At 72.2% G+C, this 26,860-nt stretch carries 28 protein-coding genes; 23 read left to right on the top strand and 5 right to left on the bottom strand.

Features of this window, described 5'->3' with window-relative positions; translation table 11 throughout:
* The first annotated feature begins 36 nt into the window (after nucleotides 1–36).
* Together ABD419_RS20225 and ABD419_RS20230 are read left to right on the top strand one after the other, a co-directional pair.
* On the top strand, nucleotides 37–327 hold the full coding sequence (locus ABD419_RS20225; protein ID WP_344490271.1) for a type II toxin-antitoxin system Phd/YefM family antitoxin: 291 nt from the start codon (nucleotides 37–39) through the stop codon (nucleotides 325–327).
* The gene (locus tag ABD419_RS20230) at nucleotides 320–592 is read left to right on the top strand and encodes a type II toxin-antitoxin system RelE family toxin (protein ID WP_344490274.1); all 273 of its coding nucleotides are present in this window, start codon (nucleotides 320–322) and stop codon (nucleotides 590–592) included. The genes ABD419_RS20225 and ABD419_RS20230 overlap by 8 nt, the downstream gene beginning before the upstream one ends.
* 41 nt (nucleotides 593–633) lie before the next feature.
* On the opposite strand, the gene ABD419_RS20235 is transcribed toward ABD419_RS20230, so the two are convergent.
* Complete coding sequence (locus tag ABD419_RS20235; RefSeq protein ID WP_344490277.1) at nucleotides 634–894, bottom strand: hypothetical protein; 261 nt, start codon at nucleotides 892–894, stop codon at nucleotides 634–636.
* Nucleotides 895–953: 59 nt separating this feature from the next.
* The gene (locus ABD419_RS20240; RefSeq protein WP_344490279.1) at nucleotides 954–2,402 is read right to left on the bottom strand and encodes an MFS transporter; all 1,449 of its coding nucleotides are present in this window, start codon (nucleotides 2,400–2,402) and stop codon (nucleotides 954–956) included.
* Between the two features lie 128 nt (nucleotides 2,403–2,530).
* Between ABD419_RS20240 and ABD419_RS20245 the strand changes: the two genes are divergently transcribed.
* The 7 genes from ABD419_RS20245 to ABD419_RS20275 all read left to right on the top strand — a co-directional run bounded on the left by ABD419_RS20245 (nucleotide 2,531) and on the right by ABD419_RS20275 (nucleotide 8,251).
* Nucleotides 2,531–3,730, top strand: a complete 1,200-nt coding sequence (locus ABD419_RS20245; protein WP_344490281.1) for a cytochrome P450 — start codon at nucleotides 2,531–2,533, stop codon at nucleotides 3,728–3,730.
* Nucleotides 3,727–4,386 carry a TetR/AcrR family transcriptional regulator gene (locus ABD419_RS20250; RefSeq protein ID WP_344490283.1) on the top strand — a complete coding sequence of 220 codons (660 nt, stop codon included), beginning with the start codon at nucleotides 3,727–3,729 and terminating at the stop codon, nucleotides 4,384–4,386. Before ABD419_RS20245 ends, ABD419_RS20250 begins: the two co-directional genes overlap by 4 nt.
* Nucleotides 4,383–4,583, top strand: a complete 201-nt coding sequence (locus tag ABD419_RS20255; RefSeq protein WP_344490286.1) for a ferredoxin — start codon at nucleotides 4,383–4,385, stop codon at nucleotides 4,581–4,583. Before ABD419_RS20250 ends, ABD419_RS20255 begins: the two co-directional genes overlap by 4 nt.
* A gap of 113 nt (nucleotides 4,584–4,696) precedes the next feature.
* The gene (locus tag ABD419_RS20260; RefSeq protein ID WP_344490288.1) at nucleotides 4,697–5,857 is read left to right on the top strand and encodes an NAD(P)/FAD-dependent oxidoreductase; all 1,161 of its coding nucleotides are present in this window, start codon (nucleotides 4,697–4,699) and stop codon (nucleotides 5,855–5,857) included.
* Between the two features lie 225 nt (nucleotides 5,858–6,082).
* Nucleotides 6,083–6,805 (top strand): hypothetical protein, encoded by a 723-nt coding sequence (locus ABD419_RS20265; protein ID WP_344490291.1) that lies wholly within the window; start codon nucleotides 6,083–6,085, stop codon nucleotides 6,803–6,805.
* Complete coding sequence (locus ABD419_RS20270) at nucleotides 6,805–7,605, top strand: hypothetical protein (protein WP_344490293.1); 801 nt, start codon at nucleotides 6,805–6,807, stop codon at nucleotides 7,603–7,605. Before ABD419_RS20265 ends, ABD419_RS20270 begins: the two co-directional genes overlap by 1 nt.
* On the top strand, nucleotides 7,586–8,251 hold the full coding sequence (locus ABD419_RS20275; RefSeq protein WP_344490295.1) for a hypothetical protein: 666 nt from the start codon (nucleotides 7,586–7,588) through the stop codon (nucleotides 8,249–8,251). Before ABD419_RS20270 ends, ABD419_RS20275 begins: the two co-directional genes overlap by 20 nt.
* Before the next feature lie 100 nt (nucleotides 8,252–8,351).
* On the opposite strand, the gene ABD419_RS20280 is transcribed toward ABD419_RS20275, so the two are convergent.
* Nucleotides 8,352–9,056 carry a siderophore-interacting protein gene (locus ABD419_RS20280; RefSeq protein ID WP_344490297.1) on the bottom strand — a complete coding sequence of 235 codons (705 nt, stop codon included), beginning with the start codon at nucleotides 9,054–9,056 and terminating at the stop codon, nucleotides 8,352–8,354.
* A 61-nt stretch (nucleotides 9,057–9,117) separates the two neighbouring features.
* Here ABD419_RS20280 and ABD419_RS20285 point away from each other — a divergent pair, with 61 nt between their 5' ends.
* Nucleotides 9,118–11,685: a GNAT family N-acetyltransferase gene (locus tag ABD419_RS20285; protein WP_344490299.1), complete on the top strand. Its 2,568-nt coding sequence runs from the start codon at nucleotides 9,118–9,120 to the stop codon at nucleotides 11,683–11,685.
* Between the two features lie 57 nt (nucleotides 11,686–11,742).
* On the opposite strand, the gene ABD419_RS20290 is transcribed toward ABD419_RS20285, so the two are convergent.
* Entirely contained in the window at nucleotides 11,743–12,765 is a 1,023-nt protein-coding gene (locus tag ABD419_RS20290) for a pectate lyase family protein (protein ID WP_344490302.1), read from the bottom strand.
* A gap of 313 nt (nucleotides 12,766–13,078) precedes the next feature.
* On the opposite strand from ABD419_RS20290, the gene ABD419_RS20295 reads away from it, so the two are divergent.
* The 7 genes from ABD419_RS20295 (at nucleotide 13,079) to ABD419_RS20325 (ending at nucleotide 21,247) form a co-directional block, all read left to right on the top strand.
* Entirely contained in the window at nucleotides 13,079–14,419 is a 1,341-nt protein-coding gene (locus ABD419_RS20295) for an ABC transporter substrate-binding protein (protein ID WP_344490304.1), read from the top strand.
* A 17-nt stretch (nucleotides 14,420–14,436) separates the two neighbouring features.
* Nucleotides 14,437–15,375, top strand: coding sequence for a carbohydrate ABC transporter permease (locus ABD419_RS20300; protein ID WP_425556139.1), 939 nt, complete (start codon nucleotides 14,437–14,439; stop codon nucleotides 15,373–15,375).
* 9 nt (nucleotides 15,376–15,384) lie between these two features.
* Entirely contained in the window at nucleotides 15,385–16,281 is an 897-nt protein-coding gene (locus tag ABD419_RS20305; RefSeq protein WP_425556138.1) for a carbohydrate ABC transporter permease, read from the top strand.
* 9 nt (nucleotides 16,282–16,290) lie between these two features.
* Nucleotides 16,291–18,195, top strand: a complete 1,905-nt coding sequence (locus ABD419_RS20310) for a glycoside hydrolase family 43 protein (protein WP_344490309.1) — start codon at nucleotides 16,291–16,293, stop codon at nucleotides 18,193–18,195.
* Nucleotides 18,188–19,075, top strand: a complete 888-nt coding sequence (locus ABD419_RS20315; protein WP_344490339.1) for a DUF6807 domain-containing protein — start codon at nucleotides 18,188–18,190, stop codon at nucleotides 19,073–19,075. The genes ABD419_RS20310 and ABD419_RS20315 overlap by 8 nt, the downstream gene beginning before the upstream one ends.
* A gap of 76 nt (nucleotides 19,076–19,151) precedes the next feature.
* Nucleotides 19,152–20,039, top strand: a complete 888-nt coding sequence (locus ABD419_RS20320; protein ID WP_344490312.1) for a DUF6807 domain-containing protein — start codon at nucleotides 19,152–19,154, stop codon at nucleotides 20,037–20,039.
* The gene (locus ABD419_RS20325) at nucleotides 20,036–21,247 is read left to right on the top strand and encodes an ROK family transcriptional regulator (RefSeq protein WP_344490315.1); all 1,212 of its coding nucleotides are present in this window, start codon (nucleotides 20,036–20,038) and stop codon (nucleotides 21,245–21,247) included. Before ABD419_RS20320 ends, ABD419_RS20325 begins: the two co-directional genes overlap by 4 nt.
* 66 nt (nucleotides 21,248–21,313) lie before the next feature.
* Here the strand turns inward: ABD419_RS20325 and ABD419_RS20330 are convergent, their stop codons facing one another.
* Nucleotides 21,314–21,985 carry an NUDIX domain-containing protein gene (locus ABD419_RS20330; protein ID WP_344490318.1) on the bottom strand — a complete coding sequence of 224 codons (672 nt, stop codon included), beginning with the start codon at nucleotides 21,983–21,985 and terminating at the stop codon, nucleotides 21,314–21,316.
* Nucleotides 21,986–22,132: 147 nt separating this feature from the next.
* Between ABD419_RS20330 and ABD419_RS20335 the strand changes: the two genes are divergently transcribed.
* From ABD419_RS20335 to ABD419_RS20360, 6 genes are all read left to right on the top strand, one after another.
* On the top strand, nucleotides 22,133–22,873 hold the full coding sequence (locus ABD419_RS20335; protein WP_344490321.1) for an SDR family oxidoreductase: 741 nt from the start codon (nucleotides 22,133–22,135) through the stop codon (nucleotides 22,871–22,873).
* A gap of 12 nt (nucleotides 22,874–22,885) precedes the next feature.
* Nucleotides 22,886–23,470 carry a TetR/AcrR family transcriptional regulator gene (locus ABD419_RS20340; protein ID WP_344490324.1) on the top strand — a complete coding sequence of 195 codons (585 nt, stop codon included), beginning with the start codon at nucleotides 22,886–22,888 and terminating at the stop codon, nucleotides 23,468–23,470.
* 4 nt (nucleotides 23,471–23,474) lie between these two features.
* Nucleotides 23,475–24,443 carry an NADPH:quinone oxidoreductase family protein gene (locus ABD419_RS20345; RefSeq protein ID WP_344490342.1) on the top strand — a complete coding sequence of 323 codons (969 nt, stop codon included), beginning with the start codon at nucleotides 23,475–23,477 and terminating at the stop codon, nucleotides 24,441–24,443.
* Nucleotides 24,440–25,171 carry a glucose 1-dehydrogenase gene (locus ABD419_RS20350; protein ID WP_344490327.1) on the top strand — a complete coding sequence of 244 codons (732 nt, stop codon included), beginning with the start codon at nucleotides 24,440–24,442 and terminating at the stop codon, nucleotides 25,169–25,171. The genes ABD419_RS20345 and ABD419_RS20350 overlap by 4 nt, the downstream gene beginning before the upstream one ends.
* Before the next feature lie 142 nt (nucleotides 25,172–25,313).
* Nucleotides 25,314–26,081: an ABC transporter ATP-binding protein gene (locus ABD419_RS20355; RefSeq protein ID WP_344490329.1), complete on the top strand. Its 768-nt coding sequence runs from the start codon at nucleotides 25,314–25,316 to the stop codon at nucleotides 26,079–26,081.
* The gene (locus tag ABD419_RS20360; protein WP_344490331.1) at nucleotides 26,078–26,794 is read left to right on the top strand and encodes an ABC transporter ATP-binding protein; all 717 of its coding nucleotides are present in this window, start codon (nucleotides 26,078–26,080) and stop codon (nucleotides 26,792–26,794) included. Before ABD419_RS20355 ends, ABD419_RS20360 begins: the two co-directional genes overlap by 4 nt.
* The last annotated feature ends 66 nt before the right edge of the window (nucleotides 26,795–26,860 follow it).

Here is a 26,860-nt window from a genome sequence, read left to right on the forward strand (position 1 = left end):
CACGAGTACGGCTTGTACAAGTCATACGGTTGTGGCATGGTTGATGTCATGAAAGAGATATCGGTCGGTGACCTGCGGCTTCATCTCGCGGACGTCCTGAACGAGACCGCCTACACCGGCGCCCGGACGATCATCACGCGCGCGGGGAAGCGCATCGCCGCCGTGGTGCCGGTCGACGAGGCCGAGAAGCTCGAAGACGACGAGGACGCCTATCTGCTGAAGCTTGCAGAGGAGGCGAGGGTTGCACAGGGCGACAAGCCCTATGTGACGTTCGAAGAGGTGCTCGCCCAGTACAAGGAGGACTTCGGCGAGGATCTCCGTGGCTGAGGAGCGGTACCGTATCGACTTCTCCGAAGAGGCCAGCAAGGGATTGAGCAAACTCGATAAGCAGGTGCAGAAGCGAATACTCCTTGCTGTCGACAAGCTGAGAACCAATCCCCGCCCAGACGGTGTCAAGAAGCTCAAGGGCGGCAGCAACGAATGGCGAATCAGAGTCGGTGACTGGCGTATCGTCTACGAGATTCACGATGGAAGATTGGTCGTAATCGTGCTGGATGTCGATCACAGAAGCAAAGTCTACAAAACGAAATAGCGAGCTCGGGCCCGGCAGATGCCGGGCCCGCTCTCTTGTGATCAGATCGTGTTCGCGTACTGCTCCAAGGAGTCCGATCCGCCCTGGAAGAGGGTGACGGCCTCGTCGAGCCGGTCCTTCGCCTGGCGCCACTGCGAGAGCGCCTCGCCCGGAAGCGAGCTCGCGGTGTCCTGGGTGGCGGCGGTGCCGGCGCCTATCGCGCCGTCGGCCCGGTCCTGGGCGCCGCCGACGGCGCCCATGGCCTCCTGGACCTGCTCGATCGCGCCTTGGATCTGGGCCTTGATCTCGGCCGGGCTCGACATGGCTCTCCTCTCGACGACTGCACTGTCGCCGTCCACGGTAGAGCCCCGACCGCCTCCGATCAGGCCGCGGCGCGGACGAGTTCGGGCTCGGCGTCGGCCGTCTCGACGGCGCGCCCCGGCAGGAACGCCGCGATGGCGAGCGCGGCGACGGAGGCGAACGCGGCGATCAGGAAGATGATCTGGAACGCGTCCTTGGAGGGCACGGCCGTCCCGGCGAAGTCGACGGTGACATGGGCGAGGACGACGCCCGCGATGGCGCTGGAGATCGAGGTGCCGATCGAGCGCATGAGCGTGTTCAGGCTGTTCGCGGCCGCGGTCTCGTGGACCGGCGTGGCGTCCATGATGAGCGCGGGCATGGCCCCGTAGGCGAGTCCCATGCCGGCGCCCATGAGGGTGGCGACGAGGACGAGCTGCCAGATCTCGGCCATGAGGAACGCGCCGAGGCCGTACGCGACGGCGACCACGACCGCGCCGGCCATCAGGGTGACCTTGGGGCCCTTCGCGTTCGTGATCCGCGCCGAGACCGGCGACATCGCCATCATGACGATCCCGGAGGGCATCATGACGAGGCCGACGGTGAGCATCGACTGGCCGAAGCCGACGCCGGTGGCCTCCGGGAGCTGGAGCAGCTGCGGCAGGACCAGCGACATCGCGAGCATCGCGAAGCCGAACACGACCGAGGCGAGGTCGGTGAGGAGGACCTGGCGGCGGGCGGTGGTGCGCAGGTCGACGAGGGGCTGCGGGGTGCGCAGTTCCCAGGCGCCCCAGGCGAGGAGGACCACGACGGCGCCGCCGCCGAGGCCCAGCGTGAGCGGGTCGGTCCAGCCCCAGTCGGCGCCCTTGGAGACGGCGAGGAGCAGGGCGAGGAGGCCCGCGGAGAGCCCGGCCGCGCCGACGGGGTCGAACCTGCCGCCCGACTTCACGCCGGACTCGGGGACGATCGCGGCGACCAGGAGCAGGCACAGCAGGCCGGCGCCGGAGGCGACCCAGAAGAGGACGTGCCAGTCGGTGTGGTCGGCCAGGAGCGCGGCCGCGGGGAGCCCGAGAGCGCCGCCGATGCCGAGCGAGGCGCTCATGAGGGCCATCGCGGAGGCGAGCTTCGCCTTCGGCAGCTCGTCGCGCATGATGCTGATGCCCAAGGGGATCACGCCCGCGGCGAGGCCCTGGACCGCGCGGCCGGTGAGGAATGCGGCGAGGTTCGTGCTCAGTGCGGCGACGACCGAGCCGACCGTCAGCAGCACGAGGCTGACCAGGAGCATGCGCCGCTTGCCGAACATGTCGCCCAGGCGGCCCACGACGGGCACCGCGACGGCGGAGGCGAGGAGGGTCGCGGTGACCGCCCACGAGGTGTCGCCGACCGAGGCGCCGAGCAGCGCCGGCAGCTCGGGCAGGAGCGGGATCACGAAGGTCTGCATGAGCGAGACGACGATCCCCGAGAAGGCGAGGACCGCGATGATGCGGTTGGAGCGGGACGGCGAGACGTCCGGATCGGTGGTGTTCTGAGTCATCGGCGGTGGTTTCCATCCTGGTAGTGCATGTGACCCGAAATATTTTAAGTCAGCTGCTTGACTTACTGTACTCCCGGCGGTTGAATGGTGGGCAAATCGAACTGCCGTCGATCCGTCAGGAGGACCACATGTCCGAGCACGCCGCCCTTCGATACCCCATCACCGGCGACTCCGCGCTCGAGCCGCCGACGGCATGGGCCGAGCTCAGGGGCACCTGTCCCGTCGCCCACGTGACGTTCGTCTCCGGCGACGACGCGACGCTCCTCACCCGCTACGCCGACGTCAAGGCCACTCTCGCCGACCCGCGCTTCACCCGCACCTCTCCGGACGGCGACAGCGCCCGCGTCAGCGAGGAGTCCGGCGGCGTCCTCGACTCCCAGATGGCGAGTGTCCTCCCGCAGCACGGCGAGGCCCACCTGGTGTGGCGCCGCACCCTCAACAAGTGGTTCACCGCCAAGCGCATGGCCGCGCTGCGCCCCGGAATCACCGCGATGGCCGACCGGCTCGTCGACGAGATGACCGCCGCGGGCGACACCGCCGACCTCAAGGCCGCCTTCGGGTTCCCGCTGCCGGTCTGGGTCATCTGCGAGATCCTCGGCGTCCCCGAGGCCGACCGCGACCGGTTCGCCTACTGGTCCGACACGCTCCTGAGCATGACCCGGTACACCCGCGACGAGATCACCGCCGCCCAGACCGAGTTCCATCGCTACATGGCCGGGCACCTCGCCGCCAAGCGCGCCGACCCCGGCGACGACCTCCTCTCCGAGCTCGCGACCGGCTCCGGCATGTCGGACGCCGAGATCATCGCCACCGGCCAGGGCCTCCTCGTCGCCGGGCATGAGACCACCGCCAACATGATCGGCAAGATGGCCGCCATGCTCCTGGCCGACCGCGCCCGCTGGGAGGCCCTCCTCGCCGACCCGAAGCTCGTGCGCACCGCCGTCGAGGAGACGCTGCGCATGGACGTCAACGCCGGGTTCGGCATGGTCCGCTACATCGACCGGGAGTTCGAGGTCGGCGGCGCCGTCATCGAACCGGGGACGACCGTCGTCTGCTCCATGGCCGCCGCCAACCGCGACGAGGACGCGTTCGAGGGCGCCGCCGAGATGGACCTCGCCCGCACCCCCAACCCCCACCTGGCCTTCGGCGCCGGCGCGCACTCCTGCCTCGGGCAGGCCCTCGCCCGCACCGAACTCCAGGTCGCGCTCGAAGTGCTCCTGCGCCGACTGCCCTCCCTCGAACTCGCCGTCGACCCCGAGGACCTCCAGCGGGTGGAAGGACTCCTGGTCGGAGGCATGGCCGCCGTCCCCGTACGGTGGCGGACATGAGCACCAGCACCAGGGCCACGCGGGTCGCCGCGACCCGCGAGGCCATCATCACCGCAGCCGAACGGCTCATCGCCGAGCAGGGCGTCGCCGCCGTCTCCAACCGCCAGATCTCCGAGGCGGCCGGTCAGGGCAACAACACCGCCGTCGGCTACCACTTCGGGACCAAGGCCGACCTCGTGCGCGCCGTCATCGCCAAGCACATGGACGACATCGAGCGGCTGCGCATCGAACGGCTCGAACGCCTCGGCCCCGAACCGGCGCTGCGCGACTGGGTCGCCTGCTTCGTCATGCCCACCATGGACCACCTCGGCTCCCTCGGCGGGCCGACCTGGTTCGCGCGCTTCGCCTCCCAGGCCCTCTCCGACCCCGCCATGCGCGAGGTCATCGCCGACGAGGCCATGGAGGCGCCCTCGCTGCGCCGCGTCACCGCCGGCCTCGACGCCTGCCTGCCCCACCTGCCCGCCGACGTGCGCGCCGAGCGCGACGACATGGTCCGCCAGCTCGCCGTCATCGTCCCCGCCGCCCGCGAGGCCCGGATCGCGGCCGGGGCCGCCACCGCCAGGGACACCTGGCACGAAGCCGGACTCGGGCTCGTCGACGCCATCGTCGGCCTGCTCCAGGCCGAGTACACCGAACTGAGGGAGTTACCGCCATGAGGATCACCGTCGACGAGGACAAGTGCTGCGGCGCCGGATCGTGCGTGCTCGTCGCACCCGACGTGTTCGACCAGCGCGACGAGGACGGCATCGTCGTCCTCCTCGAACCCGCCCCCGCCGCCGAGCACCACGAGTCCGTACGCGAGGCCGCCAGCGTCTGCCCCGCCCTCGCCATCGACGTGGACGAGGCCGCGTGACCGGGGCGCCGGCAGTCCCCGGCAGCGCCGCAGGCCCGGGAGATTCCGGTGCGGCCCCGGGCGGCGCCGGGAACGCAGGGACCGCCGCGGCCCTGCGCGGTCCCGGCGCCCCGGTGTCGAGCGTCCTCGTCGTCGGCGCCTCCGCGGCCGGGCTCGCCACCGCCGAAGCGCTGCGCCGCAAGGGCTTCACCGGGAAGCTGACGCTCCTCGGTGCCGAACCGCACCTGCCGTACGACCGGCCGCCTCTGTCCAAACAGGTCCTCTCCGGCCAGTGGGACCCGCGGCGCGCGCAGCTGCGGCCCGAGACCGTGCTCGCCGCCCTCGACGCCGAGATCGCGCTCGGCGAGGCCGCCACCGGGCTCGACGCCGCCGCCCGCGCCGTCACCACCGAGACCGGCCGCGTCATCACCGCCGACGCCGTGGTCATCGCCACCGGCATCCGCGCCCGGCACCTCCCCGGGGCCGCCGGGCTCGGCGGCGTCCACGTCCTGCGCACCATGGAGGACGCGCTCCGGCTCAAGGGCGAGCTCGCCGGAGCCCGGCGCCTCGTGGTCGTCGGCGACGGCGTCCTCGGCGCCGAGATCGCCGCCACCGCTTCGGGACTCGGACCCGACACCACCCTGGTCGGCCCGCAGGCCGCACCGATGGCGACGCAGCTCGGGACCGCCGTCGCGAAGTACCTCGCCGAGCTGCACACCGAGCGAGGGGTCGGGCTCCGCCCCGGCGTCGGGGTCGCGGGTCTGGAGGAGCGCGACGGGCGCGTGACCGGCGTCCGCCTGGAGACCGGCGAGATCCTCCCGGCCGACGCCGTGGTCGTCTCCATCGGGTCCCTCCCGGTCACCGAGTGGCTCTCCGGGAGCGGCCTGCGGATCGGCAACGGCATCGTGTGCGACGCGAACTGCCTTGCCGCCGAAAGCATCTGGGCCGTCGGCGACGTCGCGCGCTGGCACCACCAGGGGCTCGGGCGCTCGCTGCGCCTGGAGAACCGCACCAATGCCACCGAGCAGGCCGCCGCGGTGGCCGCGAACATCCTCGGCGCCGATCTGCCGTACACGCCGGTGCCCTACTTCTGGACCGACCAGTTCGACGCGAAGATCCAGGTCTACGGCCTGCCTTCGGTCGGCGGCGAACTCGAGGTCCTCGAAGGCGACCCGGCCGCTCGCCGCTTCGTCGCCGCGTACCGCTCCGCGGGCCGCATCACCGGCGTCGTGGGTTGGCGCATGCCGAAGCAGGCTCGGCAGCACCGACAGTCCCTAGTGGAGTCATACTCCTAGCGCCGTCCGCGCCCCCCGATAACCGACCGAAGTACGGCGGCACCGCTGCGGGAACCGGCTGGGTGGTGTCCCCGTGCGAATGGGTCGGATACTCCCCGCCTGACCAGCGGTACCGCGCTGAGCGCGGGGCGGAACTAGACTGAGCGCGACTACCGGCCCACAACTGAAAGCCCCTGCCCCCATGCACAACCCCATATTCCTGCCGCCCGTACCCAAGGCGGCGTCGTGACGACGCTGCGCGAATTCGCGCCGTTCATCGGCATCGCCCTCTTCGTGATCGCGATGGGTGCGGTGTTCGTCCGCTTCAAGTTCGCGGACTCGGTGCCGCACCGCGTGCCCGTGGCGGTCTTCGCGGTCGTCTCGCTCGCCTTCCTCCTGACGGGAGCCGGCCTGCGACTCCACGAGCAGCAGGTGCTGAACCGCCCGCTGACCGTCGGCGACATCGTCCGCCCCGATCTCGAGGGCGAGCTGCCGACCGACGTGACGGTCGAGTCCTGGCAGGCCGCCCTCGAACCGCTCGGACTGGAGTGGACGAGCCGCGACGAGCTCCTGGTCGACCGGCCGCAGGATCTGCTGTCCTTCGACGGCGAGTACACGGGATACATGGAGGGGCACACTGACGATGGGAGTCTCCGGCTGACCGCGGTCATCGGCTTCGAGGGCACGGAGATCTCCTGGTTCGCCTGCCATGCAGCGGGCCTCGACGAACTCGACATCAGTTCACGGTTCTTCTCCACCTGCATCACCTCGGCGGAGATCGCGGAGATCGATCCGGACGCCGTAGCCGAGTGGGTCGGCGACACCCTGTCCTCGCCGAGCACGGAAGTGGGAGGGATCGCCGTCACGATCGCGCGGGAGTGCCCGGTGAGACTGATGGCGGCGTCGATCGTCGGGACCGAGCCGAGGGTGAACGCCCAGCTGACCGTCTCCCGAGGGGAACTCTGCTGATGGACGAGGTGGTGAAGCCAGGCTTGCGCCGCTTCGGGCCGCTGTGCCTGTGGAGTTCGGCGATCGTCGTCGCCATGTACCCGAATCTGCTGCTCATCGTGTGGCTCGACGACAGCGGATCGGACTTGATGACCTGGTGGTCGAGTGGCTTGATCTACCTCGAAACGGGGGCGTTCTTCCTCATCGTCTTCTCCTGGAAGGGGGTGGTCGATGGTATTTCCGGGTCAGCGGGATCCGGGAGGCGATGGCACGGCATCCAGCCGGGCTTCGAGATCATCGTGGTGCTGCAACCTGTCGTCGCCCTCCTCGCAACCTTGCTGTCGCTGGACTTGGTGAGAAGCAACGGACTCGAGGCAGGGACGATCTCCTACTTCGCAAAGTGGGCCGTCTTCCAGCTGCTCCCCTGGATGCTCTACTTCAAGCACCGGACACCGAAGCCGTTGCCGCCCCGTCCCGGCATCAGCGGATCGGACTCCGTGCGGCTCTGGTATGTCACCGACCGGGAGGACGACACCGACCAGGTCGAGGTCGCGGTGCGAGTGGAGGAACCGCTCAGCATTGCCGAGGTCCTGGGCACGGTCGTCGGGAATCAGGTGCTTCCCGCGGTCCCCGGCGGCACTCGGCGCTGGACGGTGCTCGTGGACGGCGCACCCGTGGGCGAGCTGATCCAGACTTGGCAGCATCCGCGCTGGTGGCAGGAGACCGAGTGGGAGGACGAGGTCAGTCCGTCCGCGCTGTTCAAGGGGGAGCGCATCGAGTTTCGGGTGAAGAGGGAGAACGGTGCGGCTGGAGGGGCGTGAGTGGCGGGTCGTCGTCGATGAGGTGCGGCTTGGGGTGGAGCGGTTTCGGGTGGTGCGGGCGGTGAGGGTCGGGCATCTGGTGCTTCACGAAGGGCGGCTCGGGGCGCAGTTGTCCGTGGACAGGCAGGGGACTGTCGATCTCGCGATCGCCTGGTGGCTGGCGTCGAGGTCGCCGCGGAGCCTGGTGTACCTGCCGCTGCGGGAGAGCGCCGCCGAGTGCGGGGCGGAGTACGGCGGGCGGAAGCTCGATCTGGTGCTGCTGCACCACAGCCTGGGGTTCAGGCCCTCGCAGTGGAAGGCGGTGCGGGGGAGGCTGGGGGCCGGGCGGGCGCAGAAGGTGACCGCGCCGGCCGGGGCGCTTCCCGAGTACGAGGCGAACGTGCATCAGGTGCGGTGGCGGCGGGAGTTCCGGGATCGGCTGCGGTGGACGATCGCGGCGGACACGTTGTTCCTGGTGGGGAGCCGGACCGCGTTCGAGTTGGAGGGCGGGCAGGTGCGGGCGCTGGCCGAGGACTGCCCGGCGCATCTGGCCGAGCAGCCCGGCACGCACTGCTGCGCGGAGATCGAGATGGGCCGGCGGGGAGCCGTCGATCGGCGCAACCCTTATGCGCAGCTGCATGTGGAGTGCTGCAACCGGCACTGGTAGCCGCGGCGGAGTCGACGGTCAGCGGCGGCGGAGGACCGCCTCGACGACCGGGAGGCAGGCGGGGTGGGGCTCGCGCCGACCGGCGTACCGGTCGGTGGGATCAGGGACGCCAGTACGCCATGGCGTGGAAGCGGTCCTTGGGGATCGCGAGGTCCTTGCGGGCCAGGGCCGTCAGGGCGCGGGTGGTGCGGGCGTCGCAGGTTATCCACAGGTATGTGGACGGGGAGACGAGGGCGGGGAGGTCGGCGCGGACCGCCGCTTCGAGGGCGGTGCCGTCGCCGCGGGGGACGCGGTGGAGGTCGTGGCCGTCGCGGGTGCGGAAGGGGAGGTCGTCGTTGGAGGTGGTCTCGAACCAGATCGTGGCGGGGGTGCCGGGGAAGGCGTCGAGGAGGGAGTTGATCGCGGGGAGCGAGGCGGCGTCGCCGACGAGGAGGAGGCGCTCCGGGGCGGGGTCGGGGGCGGTGAAGGCGGTGCCGTAGACCGTGGCGGCGATGACGTCGCCGGGCCGGGCCCGCTCGGACCAGTCGCTGGCGGTGCCGTCGTGGAGGGCGAACTCCAGGTCGAAGGCGCCGGTCGCCGGGTCGGGGTCGACGAGGGTGTAGGCGCGCTGGTGCGGCTTGCCGTCCTGCTCGAACCAGAGGCGGACCCACATCGCGGGGTGGACGCCGACCTCGGCGAGGAGTCCGCCGTCGGTGAACGAGAGGCGGCGGTAATGGGGCGCGACCTGCTCGGATCCGGTGACCGTGAGCTTGAAGTCCTTGGCGCGCAGCAGTTTCAGTACCGCGCCTTCCCAGCCGTGGCCCATGTCCGGTCCTCTCGAAACGTTCGCTTGAGTGATTCTAGGGTTAGGTTAGACTAACCTAATTATGAGCTTCTCCTGTCATCGGGACGCCTGGGGAATCCCCCACCTGCGGGCCTCCGACCTCCTTGCGCTGGCCTTCGCCCAGGGATGGAACGCCGCAACGGACCGGGCCTGGCAGCTCGAGCGGCTGCGGCGCCGCGCCACCGGGACCGCCGCCGAACTGCTCGGGCCCGAGTGGGCGAACTGGGACCGCCTCATGCGGCAGGTCCGGGTCACCGCGAAGGCGGGCGAGGTCTTCGGCGCACTGGACGAGGACACCCGCGCCTGGGTCGCCGCGTACGTCGACGGCGTCAACGCCGGATCGCCCGTCGCCCCGTGGGAGCCCTGGACGCCGCTGGCCGTCTGGTACGCCGAGCACCTGACGTTCGGGTCCGGCTTCCCCGCGAAGCTGTGGCGCCAGACCGTGCGCGACACCCTCGGCGAGGACGCCGTGGCCCGGTTCGCCATGGACGGCCCCGAGCCGATCGGGTCCAACGGATGGCTCGTCTCGGGCGACCGGACCGCCTCCGGGAAGGCGATCGTGGCCGGCGACCCGCACCGGTTCATCCAGCTTCCCGGCTCCTACCAGCAGATCCGGCTCGCCTGCGACGAGTTCGACGTGGTCGGCCTGGCGATGCCCGGCATCCCCGGGATCGCCCACTTCGGACATACCGGCGGCGTCGCGTGGGGCATCACCAACGCCATGGCCGACACGCAGGACCTGTACCGCGAGCAGCTGCGGCGGAACATGGACGGGTCGATCGAGGCGTACGGGCCCGGCGGATGGGAGCCCGTCCGGCGCTGGACCGAGACCTTCGCCGTCGCCGGAGGCGACGACGAGACCGTCGAGATCCTCGAGACCGCGCGCGGCCCCGTCGTCGCGGACGGACCCGACGGGGCGCTCAGCCTCCGCGGGCCTGTGAACGCGGCGCCCGACCTCGGATTCTCGACGCTGCCCAAGCTGCTGCGGGCGCGCACCGTCGCCGACGTCGACGCCGCCCTCGACGACTGGGTGCTGCCCGTCAACGTCGTGATGGCCGCCGACACCGCCGGGGGCCTGCTGCACCGCGCCGCGGGGAAGGTGCCCGAGCGCGACGCCGAGAACACCAGGTACCCCGTCTTCGCCTGGGACGGGCGCTATGCCTGGAAGGGCTGGAAACCCATGCCCCGCAGGGACGTCGAACAGATCGCGACCATGGCGAACGACCGCGGGGTCGCCGCCCCGCTCGGCGTCGAGTTCTGCTCCACCGACCGCGCCGACCGCATCCGCGCCCTCCTGGAGGAGCGCGACGACTGGACCGCGGACGGCATGGCCCGCATCCACACCGACACCCGGCTGCCCACCGCCGGGCTGCTCCTCGACCTCCTCCCCGGCCTCGACCTGAGCCCCGACGCCGCGCAGCTGCGCAAGCGCCTCCTCGGCTGGGACCGCCGCATGGACGCCGCCAGCACCGACGCCGCCGCCTTCGCCGCCGTCAGGCGCGCGTTCGTCCGCCGCCTCGCCGAGCTGCCGGTGTTCGCGCCGCTCGCGAACCCGAACTGGCACCCCGCGTTCTTCCAGCCGTGGCTCGCCCTGGTGCCGCGCATCGCGTTCGCGCTCCGCCACGTGCTCGAGAGCGGCCTCGTGGCCGACGGGGACCGCGACGCCGCGCTGGCCGCCGCCGTCGAGGAGGCCGCGCAGGGCGAGCCCGCGGCCTGGGGCGACGTGCACCGGCTCACCGCCTGGCACGACCCCGCGCCGGGGGAGGAGGCCGTCGGCCCGCTCGGCGGGATCTCCGGTGACGCCGACTGCGTGCTCTCGGCATCCGGGGCCGGCGTCGGGGAGGACTTCCTGCGCGGACCCGCCGCCCGCTGGGCGTGGGACCTGGCCGACCGCGAGGCGAGCCGCTGGATCGTCCCCTTCGGAGCGTCGGGGGAGCCGGGGCCGCACCAGCGCGACCAGTTCCCCCTCTGGAAGCGGGGCGAACTCGCACCCGTCGTCACCGACTGGCAAGAGCTGCAAGAGGAGTACCGCATGATCGACCGCCGGCCCGTCTTCGAGCACGAGGTCGGCGGCTTCGGCCGCGTCGCGATCGTCCCCGTGCGGCCCGCCGAGGACCTCGACCTGATCTACGGCTGGGTCACCGAGGAGCGCGCGACGTTCTGGGGCATGACCGGGCACTCGAAGGACCACGTGCTGGAGATCTACGAGTACCTCGACTCCCTCGACACCCACCACGCGTTCCTGGTCCTGCGGGACCGGGAGCCGATCGCGCTCTTCCAGACCTACGAGCCCGCCGCCGACCCGGTCGGGGAGTGCTACGAGGTCCAGCCCGGCGACATCGGCGCCCACCTGCTGGTCGCCTCCTCGCGCGGGCAGGCGCGGCCGGGGTTCACCGGGGAGCTCATGGGAGTGCTCGCGCTGTACCTGTTCGCCGACCCGGCGCACCTGCGGATCGTGGTGGAGCCCGACGCGCGGAACATGCGGGCCGCGGCCCGCATGCGGCGCACCGGGTTCACGCTCGGGCCGGAGATCCAGCTGGGGGAGAAGCGGGCGCAGCTGGCGTTCATCCGCCGCGAGGACGCTCCCTGCCAAGGGGTGTCGAAGGAGTGAGAACGGGCGGCGGCCCCAACCCCAGGGCCGCCGCCCTCAGTTCAGCGGTGGTGCGGCTCAAGTCCCAATACTGCGCTGCGGGCCGCTGAACCGGCTCAGGAGGCTCGGCACCGCGCGGGCGGGGTCGAGCCGGTAGTCGTAGAAGTCGCGGGGGTCGAAGCCCTCGCCCTGCGAGGTGATCAGGCCTTCGTCCCAGGTGCAGTCGACGGTGACGTTCCCGCGCTCCACCAGCTCGCCGTCCACAGTGTAGTACGGGTTGTGGACGCGCTCGAAGTACGAGTTCTCGATGACCCCGTTGGAGAAGCCGCGCACGTAGTTGCCGTAGGCGGCGACGTCCTGCAGGTAGTTGTTGTACATGTGCAGGTTGGCGATGTTGTCCGCGCTGGGGTTGCGCTGGACGGTCTCCTTGAACCAGTTGTGGTGGATGGTCATCTGCGCGGTGACGTTGGGGGTCCACCCGATGCCGAAGGTCTTGTTGTTCTCGTGCAGCCGGTTCCACGAGACGGTGAGGAACGTGGTGTCCTTGCGGCTGTCGATGAGGCCGTCGTTCATGCGGGTGAGCGTGTTGTGGTCGATCCAGACGTGGTCGGCGGTGTCCATCTGGATCGCGTCGAAGTCGAACTCCTTGTCGTCCGGGTCGTCCTCGGGCATGAGGGTGTCGCGGATCGTCAGGTTGCGGATGATCACGTTGTGCACGCCCGCGGCGAGGAAGAAGCCGCCGCCGGCGATCGCGCCGCGCGTGCCGACGCCGACGATCGTCTTGTTCGAGGCGACGCGCAGCTCCGTGCCGCGCGGGGCGATCTCGATCGTGTTCGGCACGCGGATCACGTAGGGCGCCTCGGCGGTGACGTACGCCGTCAGCTCGGCCTGCGTGGTGGCGGTGACGGTCGCGCCTCCGGCGCCGCCGGTCGTGGGCCCGCGCCCGAGGCCCGGGAGGGACGCGAAGCCGTCGGCGCAGTCGGACCAGCGGCCCGGCCCGGCGGCCTCCGCGGCGCCCGGGAGGGCCGCGGCGAGCGCCCCCGCGGCGGCGGCCGCGCCGAGGGAGCGGCGGCTGAATCTCGATGGGTTCCAAGGGGTCACGCGAGGCTCCTTCGACTCGGGGTGAGCGGCGNCGCCGCGGCGAGCGCCCCCGCCGCGGCGGCCCCGCCGAGGGAGCGGCGGCTGAATCTCGATGGGTTCCAAGGGGTCACGCGAGGCTCCTTCGACTCGGGGTGAGCGGCGTCAGCGAGCAGTCTAAGCAGGTCGATTGATTATGGTCAATGGATTCGCGTAATCTCGACCCAATTATTTTCATGACTTGACATAACCTCGCCCCCGGTCGTAACCTGAGCGCCCAACCATCGAGTCCGATCGATACGCCGGACACGGACGTCCGCGTGAAGGGACCGCAAGCGTGACCACAGCATCAACCCCTCCCACCCCCCGGCGGCCGGTCAGCCGCCGCAACCTCATGAAGGCCGGCGGCCTCGGCCTGGCCGCCGCGCCCGCCCTCGCCGCCTGCGGCCGCGGATTCGGCGGCGGCGGTGACGACGAGTCGGGCGACGGCGTCACCCTCAACATGGTCTGGTGGGGCGACGCCACCCGCGCCGAGAAGACCCAGGCCGCCCTCGACCTCTTCAAGGAGCAGAACGAAGGCGTCGAGATCGAGGTCGAGTACCAGGACTCCGGCCCCTACCAGGACAAGCTCGCCACCCGCTTCGCCGCGGGCGACCCGCCCGACCTCATGGCCATGCGCATGGACAGCCTTCGCGAGTACGCCGACCGGGACGCGCTCCTCGACCTCAACGAGTACGCCGACCGGCTCGACCTCTCCGGGCTCAGCGACAACGCCGCGACCATCGCCGAGGTCGGCGAGAGCGTCTACGGCGTCCCCGCCGGCCTGAACACCGTCGGCTTCGTCGTCCGCCAGGACTTCGCCGAGCAGTACGGCGTCGCGGTCCCCGACGGCGACACCTGGTCCTGGGACGACCTGGCCGCCTTCGCGAAGGCGATCACCGACGCCAGCGGCGGCGAGGTCTACGGCACCGGCTTCGAGGCCCAGACCCTCGCCAACATCCTCGTCTTCACCCGCCAGCGGGGCGAGAACTTCTTCACCGAGGACGACCGGCTCGGCGTCACCGCCGCCACCGTCCAGGCCTGGTTCGAGCTCATCAACGGGATGCGCGAGGACGGCGGCTTCCCGCCCGCGGGCTTCTTCGAGAACATCGGCGGCTCCGCCGACCAGTCCTACATCGCCCAGGGCAAGCTCGCCTCGCAGATCATCCCCACCAACAACTTCCTCGGCTACAACGAGGCGTGCGGCGGGACGCTCGCGCTGCTGCGCATGCCCGGCGAGACCCAGGGCTCGCGCCGCGGCCAGTCGGTCGACTGCCCGCACCTGTGGTCGGTCGCCTCCGCCTCCAAGCACCCCGAGGAGGCCCTGAAGCTCCTCGACTTCCTGCTCAACGACGCCGAGGCGTCCCTCGCCACGGGCACCACCCGCGGCGTCCCCGCCAACGCCGAAGTGGCCGAGGAGATCAAGGCCTCGCTGGAGCCCGACGACCAGGTCGCCACCGACTTCCTCATCGCGCTCCAGGGCGAGGACCTGCCGCGCTCGCTCCTGTACCCGCCGGGCGGCAGCGCCGTCTTCGACTTCCTCGACGCGCTCGCGGTCGAGGTCGAGTTCGGGCGGATCAGCCCGGCCGACGCCGCGGCGCAGTTCATCGAGCAGGCCGAAGGGGCCATCGCAGGGTGAGCACCGAGACCGCCGTCATGCCGGAGGCGGACGTGCCGCCGGCCCCGGACCACCGACGCCTCTCCGCGGGGCGCCGCCGGGGCCGGCGGACGCGGAAGGACCGCGCCGGCTACCTGTTCCTGCTGCCGTGGTTCATCGGGATGCTGTTCACGGTCGTCCCGTTCTTCGCGTCGCTGTACCTGGCGTTCACGGACTACAACCTCTTGAACCCTCCGAAGTGGATCGGGTTCGAGAACTTCACGGCCATGTTCCGCGACCCCGTGCTGCTCAAGTCGCTGCAGGTCACGTTCGTCTACACGTTCGTGTCGGTGCCGCTGTCGCTGGCGGCCGCGCTGGGCGTGGCGATGATCCTGAACAAGGGCATCAGGGCGCTCCCGGTGTACCGGGCCGTGTTCTACCTGCCCTCGCTCCTGGGCGCGAGCGTCGCCGTGGTCCTGCTGTGGCGCTACGTCTTCGGGCTCGACGGGATCGTGAACGCGTTCCTCGGCTGGTTCGGCGTGCCCGCGATCGCGTGGACCTCGGACCCGGACTACGCGCTGACGACGCTGATCATCCTGCACATCTGGACGTTCGGGTCGCCGATGGTGATCTTCCTGGCCGGCCTGCGGCAGATCCCGGTCATGTACTACGAGGCGGCCGCGGTCGACGGGGCCTCGAAGTGGCGCCGGTTCCGCTCGATCACGCTGCCGCTCTTGAGCCCGATCATCTTCTTCAACCTGATCCAGTCGCTCATCGCCTCGTTCCAGACGTTCACCCAGGGCTTCGTGATGAACGACGGCGGCGGCGGCCCCGCGAACTCCACATTGTTCTACAACCTGTACCTCTACCAGCAGGGATTCAACCAGTTCAACATGGGCTACGCCTCGGCGATGGCCTGGACCCTGCTGGTCATCATCGCCGCGTTCACCGCCCTGACGTTCTTCTCCGCGAAGTACTGGGTCAACTACGACAACTGAGGCCGGGAGATGTCAACGACCTTGCAATCGACGAAGGCGCGGCGCGACGACGACGACGCGCTGATCGAGCGGTTCGGCTCGAGCCGCAAGAGCCGCTTCACCAGGCACCTGGCGCTGTGCCTCATCGGCCTGTTCATGATGTACCCGCTGCTGTGGCTGGTGTCGAGCTCGCTCAAGCCGAACGGCCTGATCTTCTCGGACCTGTCGCTGTGGCCGGCGAAGTGGAGCCCGTCGAACTACGCCGACGGCTGGACGGCCCTGGAGTGGGACTTCGGGGTCTACTTCACGAACTCGATCGTGATCGTGGTGCTCAGCATCGTCGGGAACCTGTTCTCGTGCTCGCTCGCGGCGTACGGGTTCGCGCGGCTGCACTTCACCGGGCGGAAGCTGTTCTTCGCGCTCATGCTCGGCACGATGATGCTGCCGGGGCACGTGCTGCTCATCCCGCAGTACATCCTGTTCGCGAAGCTCGGCTGGCTGAACACGTACTACCCGCTGCTGGTCCCGAACTTCCTGGCCACCAACGCGTTCTACATCTTCCTGATGGTGCAGTTCATGCGCCAGCTCCCGCAGGAGCTCGACGACGCGGCCCGAATCGACGGGTGCGGGCCGTTCCGCACGTTCTGGAGCATCATCCTGCCGCTGTGCCGGCCGGCGTTCGCGACGACCGCGATCTTCACGTTCATCTCGGTGTGGAACGAGTTCTTCGGGCCGCTGCTGTACCTGACGGACCCGGAGCTGTACACGGTGCCGCTGGCGCTGCGCCAATTCGTGGACTCCGAGGGCCAGTCGCAGTGGGGCCAGATGTTCGCGATGTCGGTGCTCTCGCTCGCGCCGATCATCGGGTTCTTCATCGCCGGACAGAAATACCTGGTCAAGGGCATCGCCACGACCGGCCTCAAATAGAAGGAACGCATGGACTCGCCCTGGACCGCCGACAACGGCGACGGCACCTACCGCAACCCGGTCCTCAACGCGGACTGGTCCGACCCCGACGCGGTCCGGGTCGGGGACGACTTCTACCTGACCGCGTCGAGCTTCCACCGGGTGCCGGGCCTGCCCGTCCTGCACAGCCGCGACCTCGTGAACTGGACCCTGATCGGGCACGCGCTCACGAGGCTCGCGCCGGAGGAGGACTTCCGGACCCCTCAGCGCGGCGGCGGCGTGTGGGCCCCGGCACTGCGCCACCACGCGGGCCGCTTCTGGATCGTCTACCCCGACCCGGACCGCGGGCTGTTCGTCACGAGCGCGGAGGACCCGGCCGGGGAGTGGACCGAGCCGCTGCTGCTCAAGGGCGGCAGGGGACTCATCGACCCGTGCCCGCTGTGGGACGAGGACGGCTCGGCGTACCTGGTGCACGGCTGGGCGAAGAGCCGGGCCGGGATCAACAACCGGCTCACGGTGCACCGCATGAGCGCGGACGCGACCGAGCTGCTCGACGAGGGCGTGGTCGTGATCGACGGCGACCGGCTGGAGGGGTACCGGACGCTCGAAGGGCCGAAGTTCTACCGGCGCGACGGCTGGTACTGGATCTTCGCGCCCGCCGGAGGCGTGACGGATGGCTGGCAGTCGGCATTCCGGTCCCGGGACCCGTTCGGGCCGTACGAGGACCGGATCGTGCTCGCGCAGGGGTCGACGCCCGTGAACGGTCCGCACCAGGGCGCGTGGGTCGACACCCCGGACGGCGCGGACTGGTTCCTGCACTTCCAGGACAAGGGCTTCCTGGGCCGGGTGGTCCACCTGCAGCCGCTGCGCTGGGACGAGGACGGCTGGCCGGTGATCGGCGACGGCGGCGAGCCGGTGCTGTCACATGAGAAGCCGGTCCAGGGCGAGCCGGCGGACGCCCCGGCCGCCGGGGACGACTTCGCGACGGGCATCGGCCTCCAGTGGAGCTGGCAGGCGAATCCGGAGGCGGGGTGGGTTGCGGCAGGAGGCGAGGGCGGGGATTCGGGTGCGGCGGCCGGGGGTCGGGGCGCCGGGGCCGGAGCAGTGGCCGGGACATCGGGTGTCGGGGCCGGGCTGCGGCTCAACTGCGTGCCCGGACCGCAGGACCTGCGGTACCTGCCGAACCTGCTCGGACAACTGCTGCCCTCGGACGACCTGCGAGCGGAGGTCACGGTGACGCTCGACGGTGCCGCACCCGGCGACCGCGCCGGGCTCGCGATCGTGGGGGACGCGTACGCGTGGATCGGGCTGGAGCGCACCGAGAACGGCACCTTCCTCGTGCACCGCACCGCTGAGGACGGCGTCGAGATCGATGCGGCGCCGCCGGTCGAGGTCACGGGTTCGGTGACGGTGGCGGTCGAGGTCGAGCCCGGCGGGCGGTGCCGCTTCGCGGCGGCGCACGGCACCGGCGCGGACGGCGCGCCGAGCGCGCAGACTCCGGGCCTCGCCGCGGGCGAGGCATCCGGCCTGTTGAGCGGCGGCGCGGCAGCAGCGGCCGACATCGGCCAGGCGGTGGCAGCGCCCAGCGTCGGCCGAGCGGCGGCAGCGGCCCGCGGGCCGGAGCACGAGCCGCGCCCCGGGATGCTCACGCCGGTCGGTGATCCGTTCCAGGCCAAGGAAGGGCGGTGGGTCGGGGCTGCGCTCGGACTGTTCGCGACCGGCGTCGCCGCGCACGGAACCGACGCCTCCGGGGCCGAAGTCCCCGCCGGACTACCCGGCGCGGCCGCCGCGGGCGGCGGCGCCGTCCACAACAGCGCCGTCCAGGACCGTGCCGCCGACGGTGGCGCCGCCCGCGACACCGGCGCCGCCGTGACCTCCGGCGCAGCCGTCTTCGGCCCCTTCATCGTCGAGGCGCGGCCGGGTGACCATGGATGAGCAGCTCACCCTCGTCCAGACGCACCCGCTGAGCCTCGGCGGCGCCACCGTCGCGGAGTACGTGTGGCGGCCCCATCTGCCGAGCCTGCTCTCCCCCCGCCCCTACCTGCACCCCGTGCGGACGCTCGCCGGGACCGAGGTCACCGAGGCCATGCCGCCCGACCACCTGCACCATCTGGGGGCGAGCCTCGCCGTGCCCGACGTGGGGGGCGTGAACTTCTGGGGCGGGCGGACCTACGTGCGCGGCAAGGGCTCCGTGCCACTGCCGAACCACGGCGTGCAGCGCCACCACCGGTGGGAGGCGCGCACCGACGCGGTCCTGGCGCAGGAGCTCCACTGGGTCGGGCCCGACGGGAGGGTGGTACTGCGGGAGCGGCGGCGGATCGCCGCGCGGCCGGTGGACGACCGGGCGTGGGCGCTCGACTTCCGGTTCGCGCTGTACAGCGCCGGGCCCGGGCCGCTGGAGTTCTCGAGCCCGGGTGCCAAGGGCCGCATCGGAGCCGGGTACGGGGGCTTCTTCTGGCGGGCGCGCCGGGGCCTGCGCAGCGTGCGCATCCTCGGTCCCGGCGCGGAGGGCGCGGCGCGGCTGCACGGCTCCCGCGACCGCTGGATCGCGTTGAGCGCGAGCGGCCCCGACCCGTGGACGCTCGTGTTCGTCGACATCGCGGCCCAGGGCGACCCGTGGTTCGTGCGCGGCGACGACTACGTCGGGGTCGGGGCGTCGCTGGCCTGGTCCGAACCGTTCGCGGTCGCGAACGGCGAGGGTCCGCGGCGCCGGATCGTCACGGTGGTCGCGGACGGCGCGCTCGGACGCGCCGAGTCCGAGGAGCTGGCGGCGTCGGTGACCTCGGCAACGGCGGAGCGCGACCATGGATCGTAGATCCTATAGGATAGGTGATCTTCGATCCGGTGTCGTGCACGCGGCGCCGGGACCGGCCGATCCGACGGGAGGCCCCATGGAGCACTCCGGCACGACCACGGTCGCCGAGCGGCCCGAGGCGCTGCTGCTGCAGGTCGACGGCCGCGAGGTCGCCAGCTACGTCTGGCGCTCGCGACTGCCCGCCTCCACCGCGCCCCGGCCGTTCCTCCACCCCGTGCGCACCCTCGCCGGCACCGTCGTCACCGACGCGCGCCCCCACTCGCACACCCACCAGCTCGGCATCAGCATCGCCGCCCCCGACATCGGCGGCCGCAACTTCTGGGGCGGCCGCACGTTCGTCGCCGGGCACGGCCCCGCCTGGCTCGACGACCACGGCGCGCAGCGGCACCGCCGGTGGCTGCGGCACACCGAGTCCGAACTCGCGCACACCCTCAACTGGGTCGACCGGGACGGCGCGGCGCTCCTGCGCGAGCGCCGCTCGATCGCGTGCGACCCGCTCTCCGCCGAGGCCTGGACCCTCACGGTCCAGACGCGGCTCCAGAACGCCACCGACGGCCCGCTCCAGATCCGCAGCCCCGCCGCCCTCGGGCGCGTCGGCGCCGGGTACGGCGGGTTCTTCTGGCGCGGGCCCTCGCGCGCCGAGCGGGTGCGGGTGCTCAGCCCCGCGGGCGGCGGCGAGCGCGCCGTCAACGGCACCACCGCCGAATGGGTGGCCGTCTCCGGTGCGGGCGAGGGGGAGTGGACGGTGGTGTTCGCGCCCGCCGACGCGACGACCGCCGCCGACCGCTGGTTCGTGCGCTCCCGCGACTACCTCGGCGTCGGCTCCTCGCTCACCTGGGACCGTCCACTGGTGCTGGAGCCGGGCGGCGCCATCGAGCGGCATATCCTCGCAGTCGTGGCAGACGGAACCCTCAGCGAGCGCGCGGCCGGCGAACTGGCCGCGGCGGCCCGGTCCCAGCGGTGACCGGCGACCCCGCGCGCCAGGAGCGCCTGCGCGAACTCAACCTCGGCCTCGTCTTCCGCGAGGTCCTCGCCGCGTCCGAGCCGGTCTCGCGCACCGAGCTCGCCGCCGCGACGGGCCTGACCCGGCCCACGATCACCCGCATCGTCGAGGAGCTGCTCGCGGGGCGGCTCGTCAGCGAGACGGGCGCGACCCCCGACGGGCGGGCCGGGCGGCCCCGGGTGGGCCTGACGCTCTCGCGCACCGGGCCCGCCGGCCTCGGGCTCGACATCCGCTCCGACGGGCTCGCCGCCTGCGTGGTGGACCTCGCCGGGCGGGTCCGGCACCTCGCGTTCGCGCCGCTCACCGACACCGACGCGCCCGCGGTCCTCGACCGCCTGGGCCGCATGGCGGCCGAGGCCGTCGCCGCGACGGCCGCCGAGGACCTCACCGTCGTCACCGCGACGCTCGCCGTCCCCGGGCCGGTCGACGGCGGGATCGTGCGCACCGCGCCCGCGCTCGGCTGGCGGGACGTCGACGCCGTCGAACTCCTCGACGCGGCCCTGTCCGGGCTCGGCCTCGCGACCGCCGTCGACAGCGAGGCGAACCTCGCCGCCCGCGGCGAGCTCCACGCCGCCGGCGACCGGTCGCCCTCGCACTTCGACGGCGCCGCATCGCATTTCATCTACGTCTCCGGCGGACTCGACATCGGCGCCGGCATCGTCATGGACGGCCGGCTCATGCGCGGCGCCCGCGGGTGGGGCGGCGAGCTCGGGCACGTCACCGTCGACCCGGAGGGGAAGCCGTGCCGGTGCGGCTCGCGCGGCTGCCTCCAGACCTACGCGAGCCTGCCCGCGCTGCTCGGCGGTGAGGCCGTGCCGCCCGGCACGAGCCCGGAGTCGGTGATCCTCGGCCGCGCCGACGCGGGCCGGCCCGAGACCCTGGCGGCCCTCGACACCGCGGCGAGCGCGCTCGGCGTGGCGCTCGCGAACGTGTGCAACCTGCTCGGGATCGACACCGTGTTCCTCGGCGGCAGCTTCGCGCTCATGGACTCGTGGCTCTCCGCGGGCGTGCGGGCCGAGCTCGCGCAGCGGGTCCTGTTCGCCGACTGGGCCCCGGTCGCCGTGCGGCCCGCGACGATCGGCCCCGACGCCGCCGCGATCGGCGCCGCCCTCGCCGTCGTCGACCGCGTCAGCACCGACCCCGCCGCCTGGATCGCCGCGAACCGCTAGGCCGTGCGGTCGTCAGGAACTGGTGGCGGCGTGGAGGACTCGGGCGACGGTGCGGAGCCGCCCGCGTCACCGGGCCGACTCGTCAGGGGCGAACGGCCCTTCAAGCGCCGCCCACTGGAGGAGCATCACGGTCTTGGCGTCGGCGATGCGGCCGGTGCGGACCATGGCGAGGGCCTCGGTGAAGGGGAGTTCGACGACGGCGATGTCCTCGCCCTCTTCGGCGACGCCCGCGCGGTCGGCGAGCGGCGCGGACCCGTCGTAGGGGGCGGCGAAGCAGTGCAGGCGCTCGGTGACCGAGCCGGGGCTCATGTACGGGGCGAAGACCAGGTGCGGCTCGCCGATGTCGAGGCCGGTCTCCTCGGCGGTCTCGCGCCGGACGGCCTCCTCGGGCGCGTCGTCGTCGAGGAGGCCCGCCGGGACTTCGAGGAGCATTCCGTCGGGGTGCTCGTTCACGTACGCGGGCAGGCGGAACTGCCGGGTGAGGACGACGGTGCCGCGGTCGGCGTCGTAGAGGAGCACGGCCGCGCCGTCGCCGCGGTCGTAGGTCTCGCGCTGCTCGCGGGTCCAGGTCCCGTCGGGGCGGCGGCGGTCGTACGTGGTCTTGCGCAGGACGTACCAGTCGCTGGAGAGCAGCTCGACGTCGACGACGCGCACGTCGGGGTTGCCGTCGAGGTCGCGTCCCTGCCGGTCGAGTCCGGTGCGGCCGCGCCGGTCCGGGGTGTCGATCCCTGCGGTCATCTCGGCTCCTCATTTTCGGTTCTGTTCGAAAGTGTTCGATTTTGATGGTATCTCGGGCGCCCTGGAAAGCACGGTCGAGAGCGTTTACGGGTTGCGCGCGCCATGGTAGTCTCCGTTACATACCGACCAGACGGTTTGGAGTCGCGAATGCAGAGGTTCGAGGGCAGCGTCGCCCTGATCACCGGGGCGAGCAGGGGCATCGGCCTCGCCGTCGCCCACCGCCTCGTCAGCGAGGGCGCGTCGGTGGTCGTCACCGGTCGAGACGAGGACGCCCTGAAGGCGGCCGTCGCCGAGCTCGGCGAGGAGCGCGCCGCGGGCGTCGCCGGGAAGGCCGACGACCCCGGCCACCAGGCCGCGGCCGTCGCGCACGCGGTCGAGCGCTTCGGCGGCCTCGACCACCTCGTCAACAACGCCGGGATCAACCCCGCCTACGGGCCGCTCGCCGAGATCGACCTCGACGCGGCCCGGAAGATCCTGGAGGTCAACGTGATCGCCGCGCTGGGGTGGACCCGTGAGGCGGTGCAGGCGGGCCGGCTGCGGTCGGTCGTCAACATGGCCTCGATCGCGGGCACCGCCTCCAGCCCCGGCATCGCGTTCTACGGGGTCTCCAAGGCCGCCTTGATCAACCTGACCGAGCAGCTCGCCGAGGAGCTGGCCCCCGCGGCCCGCGTCAACGCCCTCGCGCCCGCGGTCGTCAAGTCCCGCTTCTCGAAGGCGCTCTACGAGGGCCGCGAGGAGCAGGCCGCCGCCGCGTACCCGCTCGCGCGCCTCGGGGTGCCCGACGACGTGGCCGGGCCGGCCGCGTTCCTGCTCTCGGAGGACGCCGCCTGGGTCACCGGGCAGACGATCCTCGTGGACGGCGGCGCCAGTGCCCGCCGGTCCTGGTGAAGGATGGGAGCCATGAAGACCAAGAACGTCGCCGACGAGGTGCTGCGCGCCGCCCTCGCCCTCTTCGCCGAGCAGGGGTACGCCAACACCAGCGTCCAGCAGATCGTGCAGGCCGCCGGGGTGACCAAGGGCGCGATGTACCACTACTTCACGTCCAAGGACGACCTGCTGTTCGCGATCTACGAGCGGATGCTCTCGCTCCAGAAGCGCCGCCTCGACGAGATCACCGCCGCGGGCGGCGACACCGAGGCCGTCCTGCGGGCGGTGTGCGAGGACGTGGTCGTCACCTCGATCGACTTCCTGCCCGAAGGCACCGTGTTCTTCCGCAGCCAGCACATGCTCACCCCCGAGCGGCAGGCGGAGGTCAAGCGCCGCCGGCGCGAGTACCACGACAAGTTCGCCGAGCTCATCGCGCGCGGCCAGGAGGAGAAGCTGTTCCGCGACGACGTGCCGGTCTCGGTGCTCATCGCGCACTTCTTCTCCGACATCCACTACCTGCCCCACTGGTACTCCCACGAGGGGCCCGAGAACGAGGCCGAACTGGCCGCCCAGATCACCGAGCTGTTCCTGCGGAGCCTGCGGAGGGCCGATGGCTGACACCATGCGCGCGTGGCGCGTCGACACCTACGGCGAGCCCGCCGACGTCATGTCGGTCGCGGAGGTCCCCGTCCCCGCGCCCGGCCCCGGCGAGGTCCTGGTGCGCACCCGCGCCGTGGCCGTGAACTTCCCCGACGTGCTGCTGGCCCGCGGCCAGTACCAGGAGCGGCCGCCGCTGCCGTTCACGCCCGGCATCGAGCTGTGCGGCGAGGTCGCCGCGGTCGGCGAGGGCGTCGACTCGACGGCCGTCGGCCGCCGGGTGGTCGCCACCTCGATCGGGGTCATGGCCGAGTACGCGGTCGTGCCCGCCTGGTCGGTGCACGACGCCCCGGACTCGATGGACGACGCGGCCGCCGCGGCGCTCCTCATCGCCTACCAGACCGCGTGGTTCGGGCTCCACCGCCGCGCGTCCCTCCAACATGGAGAGACGCTGCTCGTGCACGCCGCCGCGGGCGGTGTCGGCACGGCCGCGTGCCAGCTCGGGGCCGCCGCGGGCGCGACCGTGGTCGGCGTCGTCGGCTCCGAGGCGAAGGCGCCGGTGGCCGAGGCCGCCGGGGCCGCGCGGGTCCTGCTGCGCGGCGACGACTGGATCGGCGCCGTCAAGGCCGACGGCGGCGCGGACGTCGTCTTCGACCCGGTGGGCGGCAAGGCCTTCGCCGGCTCGACCAAGGCGGTCAACTTCGAGGGCCGCATCGTGGTGGTCGGCTTCGCCTCCGGCGAGATCCCGCCCGTGCGCCCCGACCACGCCCTGGTCAAGAACTACAGCGTCCTCGGCCTCCACTGGGCCCTGTACCAGCGCCGCCGCCCCGACCTCGTGACCGAGGCCCACGCCGCGGTCACCCGCCTCGCCGACGAGGGCGCGATCCGCCCGGTCGTCGCCGCGACCGTGCCGTTCGCCGAAGCGGCGCAGGCGGTCCAGCGGCTCGCCGACGGGACCACCACCGGACGCCTGGTCGTGGCGGTGGGGGAGTGAGCGGCCTCGCCGGGCGCGCCGCGATCGTCACCGGCGGCGCGCGCGGCATCGGCGAGACCTACGTGCGCGCCCTGCACGCCGAGGGCGCCCGCGTGGTCGTCGCCGACGTCCTCGCCGACCAGGGGAAGGCGCTCGCGGACGAGCTGGAGGGCGCGCGGTTCTGCGAGCTCGACGTCACCGACGAGGCCGCCTGGGACCGGGTCGTCGCCGAGACGCTCGCGTCCTTCGGCGCGGTCGACGTGCTCGTCAACAACGCGGGCATCGCGAACGCCGCCCCCATCGAGCACTTCACCCTCGCGAAGTGGAACGCGGTCATCGCCGTGAACCTCACCGGGACGTTCCTCGGCTGCCGCGCCGTGGTGCCGGCCATGAAGGCCGCCGGACGCGGCTCGATCGTCAACGTGTCCTCAGTGGAGGGTTTGCGCGGCTCCGAACGGCTGCACGGCTACACCGCCTCGAAGTTCGGCGTGCGGGGGCTCACCAAGTCCCTCGCCGTCGAGCTGGGCCCCGACGGGATCCGCGTCAACTCGATCCACCCCGGCATCATCCTGACGGACATGACCACCCGCATCGACCCCGCCCGGCTCCAGATCCCGCTCGGGCGCCCCGGCGCGCCCGGCGACCTCGCCGGGGCCGTGGTCTTCCTCGCCGGGGACGCCTCCGCGTACCTCACCGGCGCCGAGCTCGTGGTCGACGGCGGCATGACGACCGGCATCCCGCACACCTGAGCCGGACTCGGGCGGCCCCGGTCCGAGCGGCGCCCACACCCGCAACATATCGAAATGGATTCACCGTCCTCACTACATACCGTCCGGTCGGTATCTAGGGTATGGTGACACTACTCCGACACGAAGAGGTGCGAGTACGACGATGAACACCCCTCCCCCGCCCCGACTGTCCGTGCGCGGACTCGAGGTCGCCTTCGGCGGCCTCACCGCCCTCAGCGGCGTCTCCTTCGACGTGGCCGACGGCGAGACCGTCGCCCTCATCGGCCCCAACGGCGCCGGCAAGACCACGGTCTTCAACGCCGTCTGCGGACTCGTCAAGCCCCGCAAGGGCACCGTCCGCATCGCCGGCCGCCCCGCGTCCGCCCGGCCCACCGGCCTCCTCAAGGCCGGCGTCGCCCGCACCCTGCAGGGGCTCGGCCTGTTCGAGCACCTCACCGTCCTGGAGAACGTCCTCGTCCCGCTCACCAGCCTGCGCGAGACCGACGCGATCGGGAAGGCGCGCAAGGCCCTCGCGGACCTCGGGCTCGAGCACCTCGCCGCCCGGCCCGCCGGGACCCTGCCCTACCCCGAGCGCAAGCGCGTCGCCCTCGCCCGCGCCCTCGCCACCGACCCGCGGCTGCTCCTCCTCGACGAGCCCGCCGGCGGCCTCGGCTCCGCCGACATCGACGCCCTCGCCGACACCGTGCGCGCCGTCGCGGACGGCGGCCGCGCCGTGCTCCTCGTCGAGCACCACGTCGACTTCGTCATGGAGGTCGCCGACCGCATCGTCGTCCTCGACTTCGGCGAGGTCATCGCCACCGGCACCCCCGAAGCGGTGCAGGGCGACCCCGCCGTCGAGGCCGCCTACCTCGGCCTGGAGGCGGTCGGCGCGCCGACCGCCGCCGCCGCCGACGAGAGCGGGACCGCATGAGCGCCTTCGTATTCGAGGACCTCACGGTCGGGTACGGCGACGGCGCGCCGGTCGTCGACGGGCTCAGCCTCGACGTCGCCGCGGGCGCGGTCGTCGCCCTGCTGGGCGCCAACGGCGCCGGGAAGACCACCGTGCTGCGGGCCCTCGCCGGGCTCGAACCGGCGCGCTCCGGCCGGATCCTGCTCGGCGGCCGCGACCTCGCGGGCCTGACGGCCGAGGACCGCGTGCGCGCCGGTCTCTCGCTGGTGCCCGAGGGGCGCAGCGTGGTCGCCGAGCTGACCGTGGACGAGAACCTGCGCCTCGGCGGCCTCTGGCGCCACCGGCCCAAGGCCCGCAAGGCCGCCGTCGCGGAGATGTACGCGCTGTTCGAGCCGCTGGACCGGCGGCGCGGCGCCGCCGGGCACACCCTCTCGGGCGGCGAGCGGCAGATGCTCGCGCTCGCCCGCGCCCTCCTCGCCCGCCCCGCCGTCCTCCTCCTCGACGAGCCCTCGCTCGGCCTGGCGCCCAAGGCCACCGCGCAGCTCCTCGGGGTGCTCCGCGAGACCGCCGCCCGCACCGGCCTCACCGTGCTCCTCGCCGAGCAGAACGTCACCGGCGCGCTGTCGGTGGCGAGCCGCGGCGTCGTGCTCTCGCTCGGCGCGGTCGTCGCCGACCGCCCCGCGGCCGAACTCGCCGCCGACCCCGCCCTCCGCCACGCCTACCTGGGGTTCTGATGACTCGACACCACGCCCGCCCGGCCGCCGGCGCCCCCCGCGCCGCGACCGCCGCCCGCCGGCCCG

Origin of the sequence: Glycomyces endophyticus (assembly GCF_039531525.1) — a bacterium.
Classification (GTDB): Bacteria; Actinomycetota; Actinomycetes; order Mycobacteriales; family Micromonosporaceae; genus Glycomyces; species Glycomyces endophyticus.

Excerpts from the sequence above, each read along its gene's own strand:
- ABD419_RS20245 (WP_344490281.1), top strand. The coding sequence starts at position 2,531 with ATGTCCGAGCACGCCGCCCTTCGATACCCCATCACCGGCGACTCCGCG.
- ABD419_RS20345 (WP_344490342.1), top strand. The coding sequence starts at position 23,475 with ATGCGCGCGTGGCGCGTCGACACCTACGGCGAGCCCGCCGACGTCATG.
- ABD419_RS20250 (WP_344490283.1), top strand. The coding sequence starts at position 3,727 with ATGAGCACCAGCACCAGGGCCACGCGGGTCGCCGCGACCCGCGAGGCC.
- ABD419_RS20320 (WP_344490312.1), top strand. The coding sequence starts at position 19,152 with ATGGAGCACTCCGGCACGACCACGGTCGCCGAGCGGCCCGAGGCGCTG.
- ABD419_RS20300 (WP_425556139.1), top strand. The coding sequence starts at position 14,437 with ATGCCGGAGGCGGACGTGCCGCCGGCCCCGGACCACCGACGCCTCTCC.
- ABD419_RS20305 (WP_425556138.1), top strand. The coding sequence starts at position 15,385 with ATGTCAACGACCTTGCAATCGACGAAGGCGCGGCGCGACGACGACGAC.
- ABD419_RS20340 (WP_344490324.1), top strand. The coding sequence starts at position 22,886 with ATGAAGACCAAGAACGTCGCCGACGAGGTGCTGCGCGCCGCCCTCGCC.
- ABD419_RS20235 (WP_344490277.1), bottom strand. The coding sequence starts at position 894 with ATGTCGAGCCCGGCCGAGATCAAGGCCCAGATCCAAGGCGCGATCGAG.
- ABD419_RS20225 (WP_344490271.1), top strand. The coding sequence starts at position 37 with ATGGTTGATGTCATGAAAGAGATATCGGTCGGTGACCTGCGGCTTCAT.
- ABD419_RS20310 (WP_344490309.1), top strand. The coding sequence starts at position 16,291 with ATGGACTCGCCCTGGACCGCCGACAACGGCGACGGCACCTACCGCAAC.
- ABD419_RS20360 (WP_344490331.1), top strand. The coding sequence starts at position 26,078 with ATGAGCGCCTTCGTATTCGAGGACCTCACGGTCGGGTACGGCGACGGC.
- ABD419_RS20330 (WP_344490318.1), bottom strand. The coding sequence starts at position 21,985 with ATGACCGCAGGGATCGACACCCCGGACCGGCGCGGCCGCACCGGACTC.
- ABD419_RS20285 (WP_344490299.1), top strand. The coding sequence starts at position 9,118 with ATGAGCTTCTCCTGTCATCGGGACGCCTGGGGAATCCCCCACCTGCGG.
- ABD419_RS20240 (WP_344490279.1), bottom strand. The coding sequence starts at position 2,402 with ATGACTCAGAACACCACCGATCCGGACGTCTCGCCGTCCCGCTCCAAC.
- ABD419_RS20355 (WP_344490329.1), top strand. The coding sequence starts at position 25,314 with ATGAACACCCCTCCCCCGCCCCGACTGTCCGTGCGCGGACTCGAGGTC.
- ABD419_RS20335 (WP_344490321.1), top strand. The coding sequence starts at position 22,133 with ATGCAGAGGTTCGAGGGCAGCGTCGCCCTGATCACCGGGGCGAGCAGG.
- ABD419_RS20255 (WP_344490286.1), top strand. The coding sequence starts at position 4,383 with ATGAGGATCACCGTCGACGAGGACAAGTGCTGCGGCGCCGGATCGTGC.
- ABD419_RS20280 (WP_344490297.1), bottom strand. The coding sequence starts at position 9,056 with ATGGGCCACGGCTGGGAAGGCGCGGTACTGAAACTGCTGCGCGCCAAG.
- ABD419_RS20315 (WP_344490339.1), top strand. The coding sequence starts at position 18,188 with ATGGATGAGCAGCTCACCCTCGTCCAGACGCACCCGCTGAGCCTCGGC.
- ABD419_RS20270 (WP_344490293.1), top strand. The coding sequence starts at position 6,805 with ATGGACGAGGTGGTGAAGCCAGGCTTGCGCCGCTTCGGGCCGCTGTGC.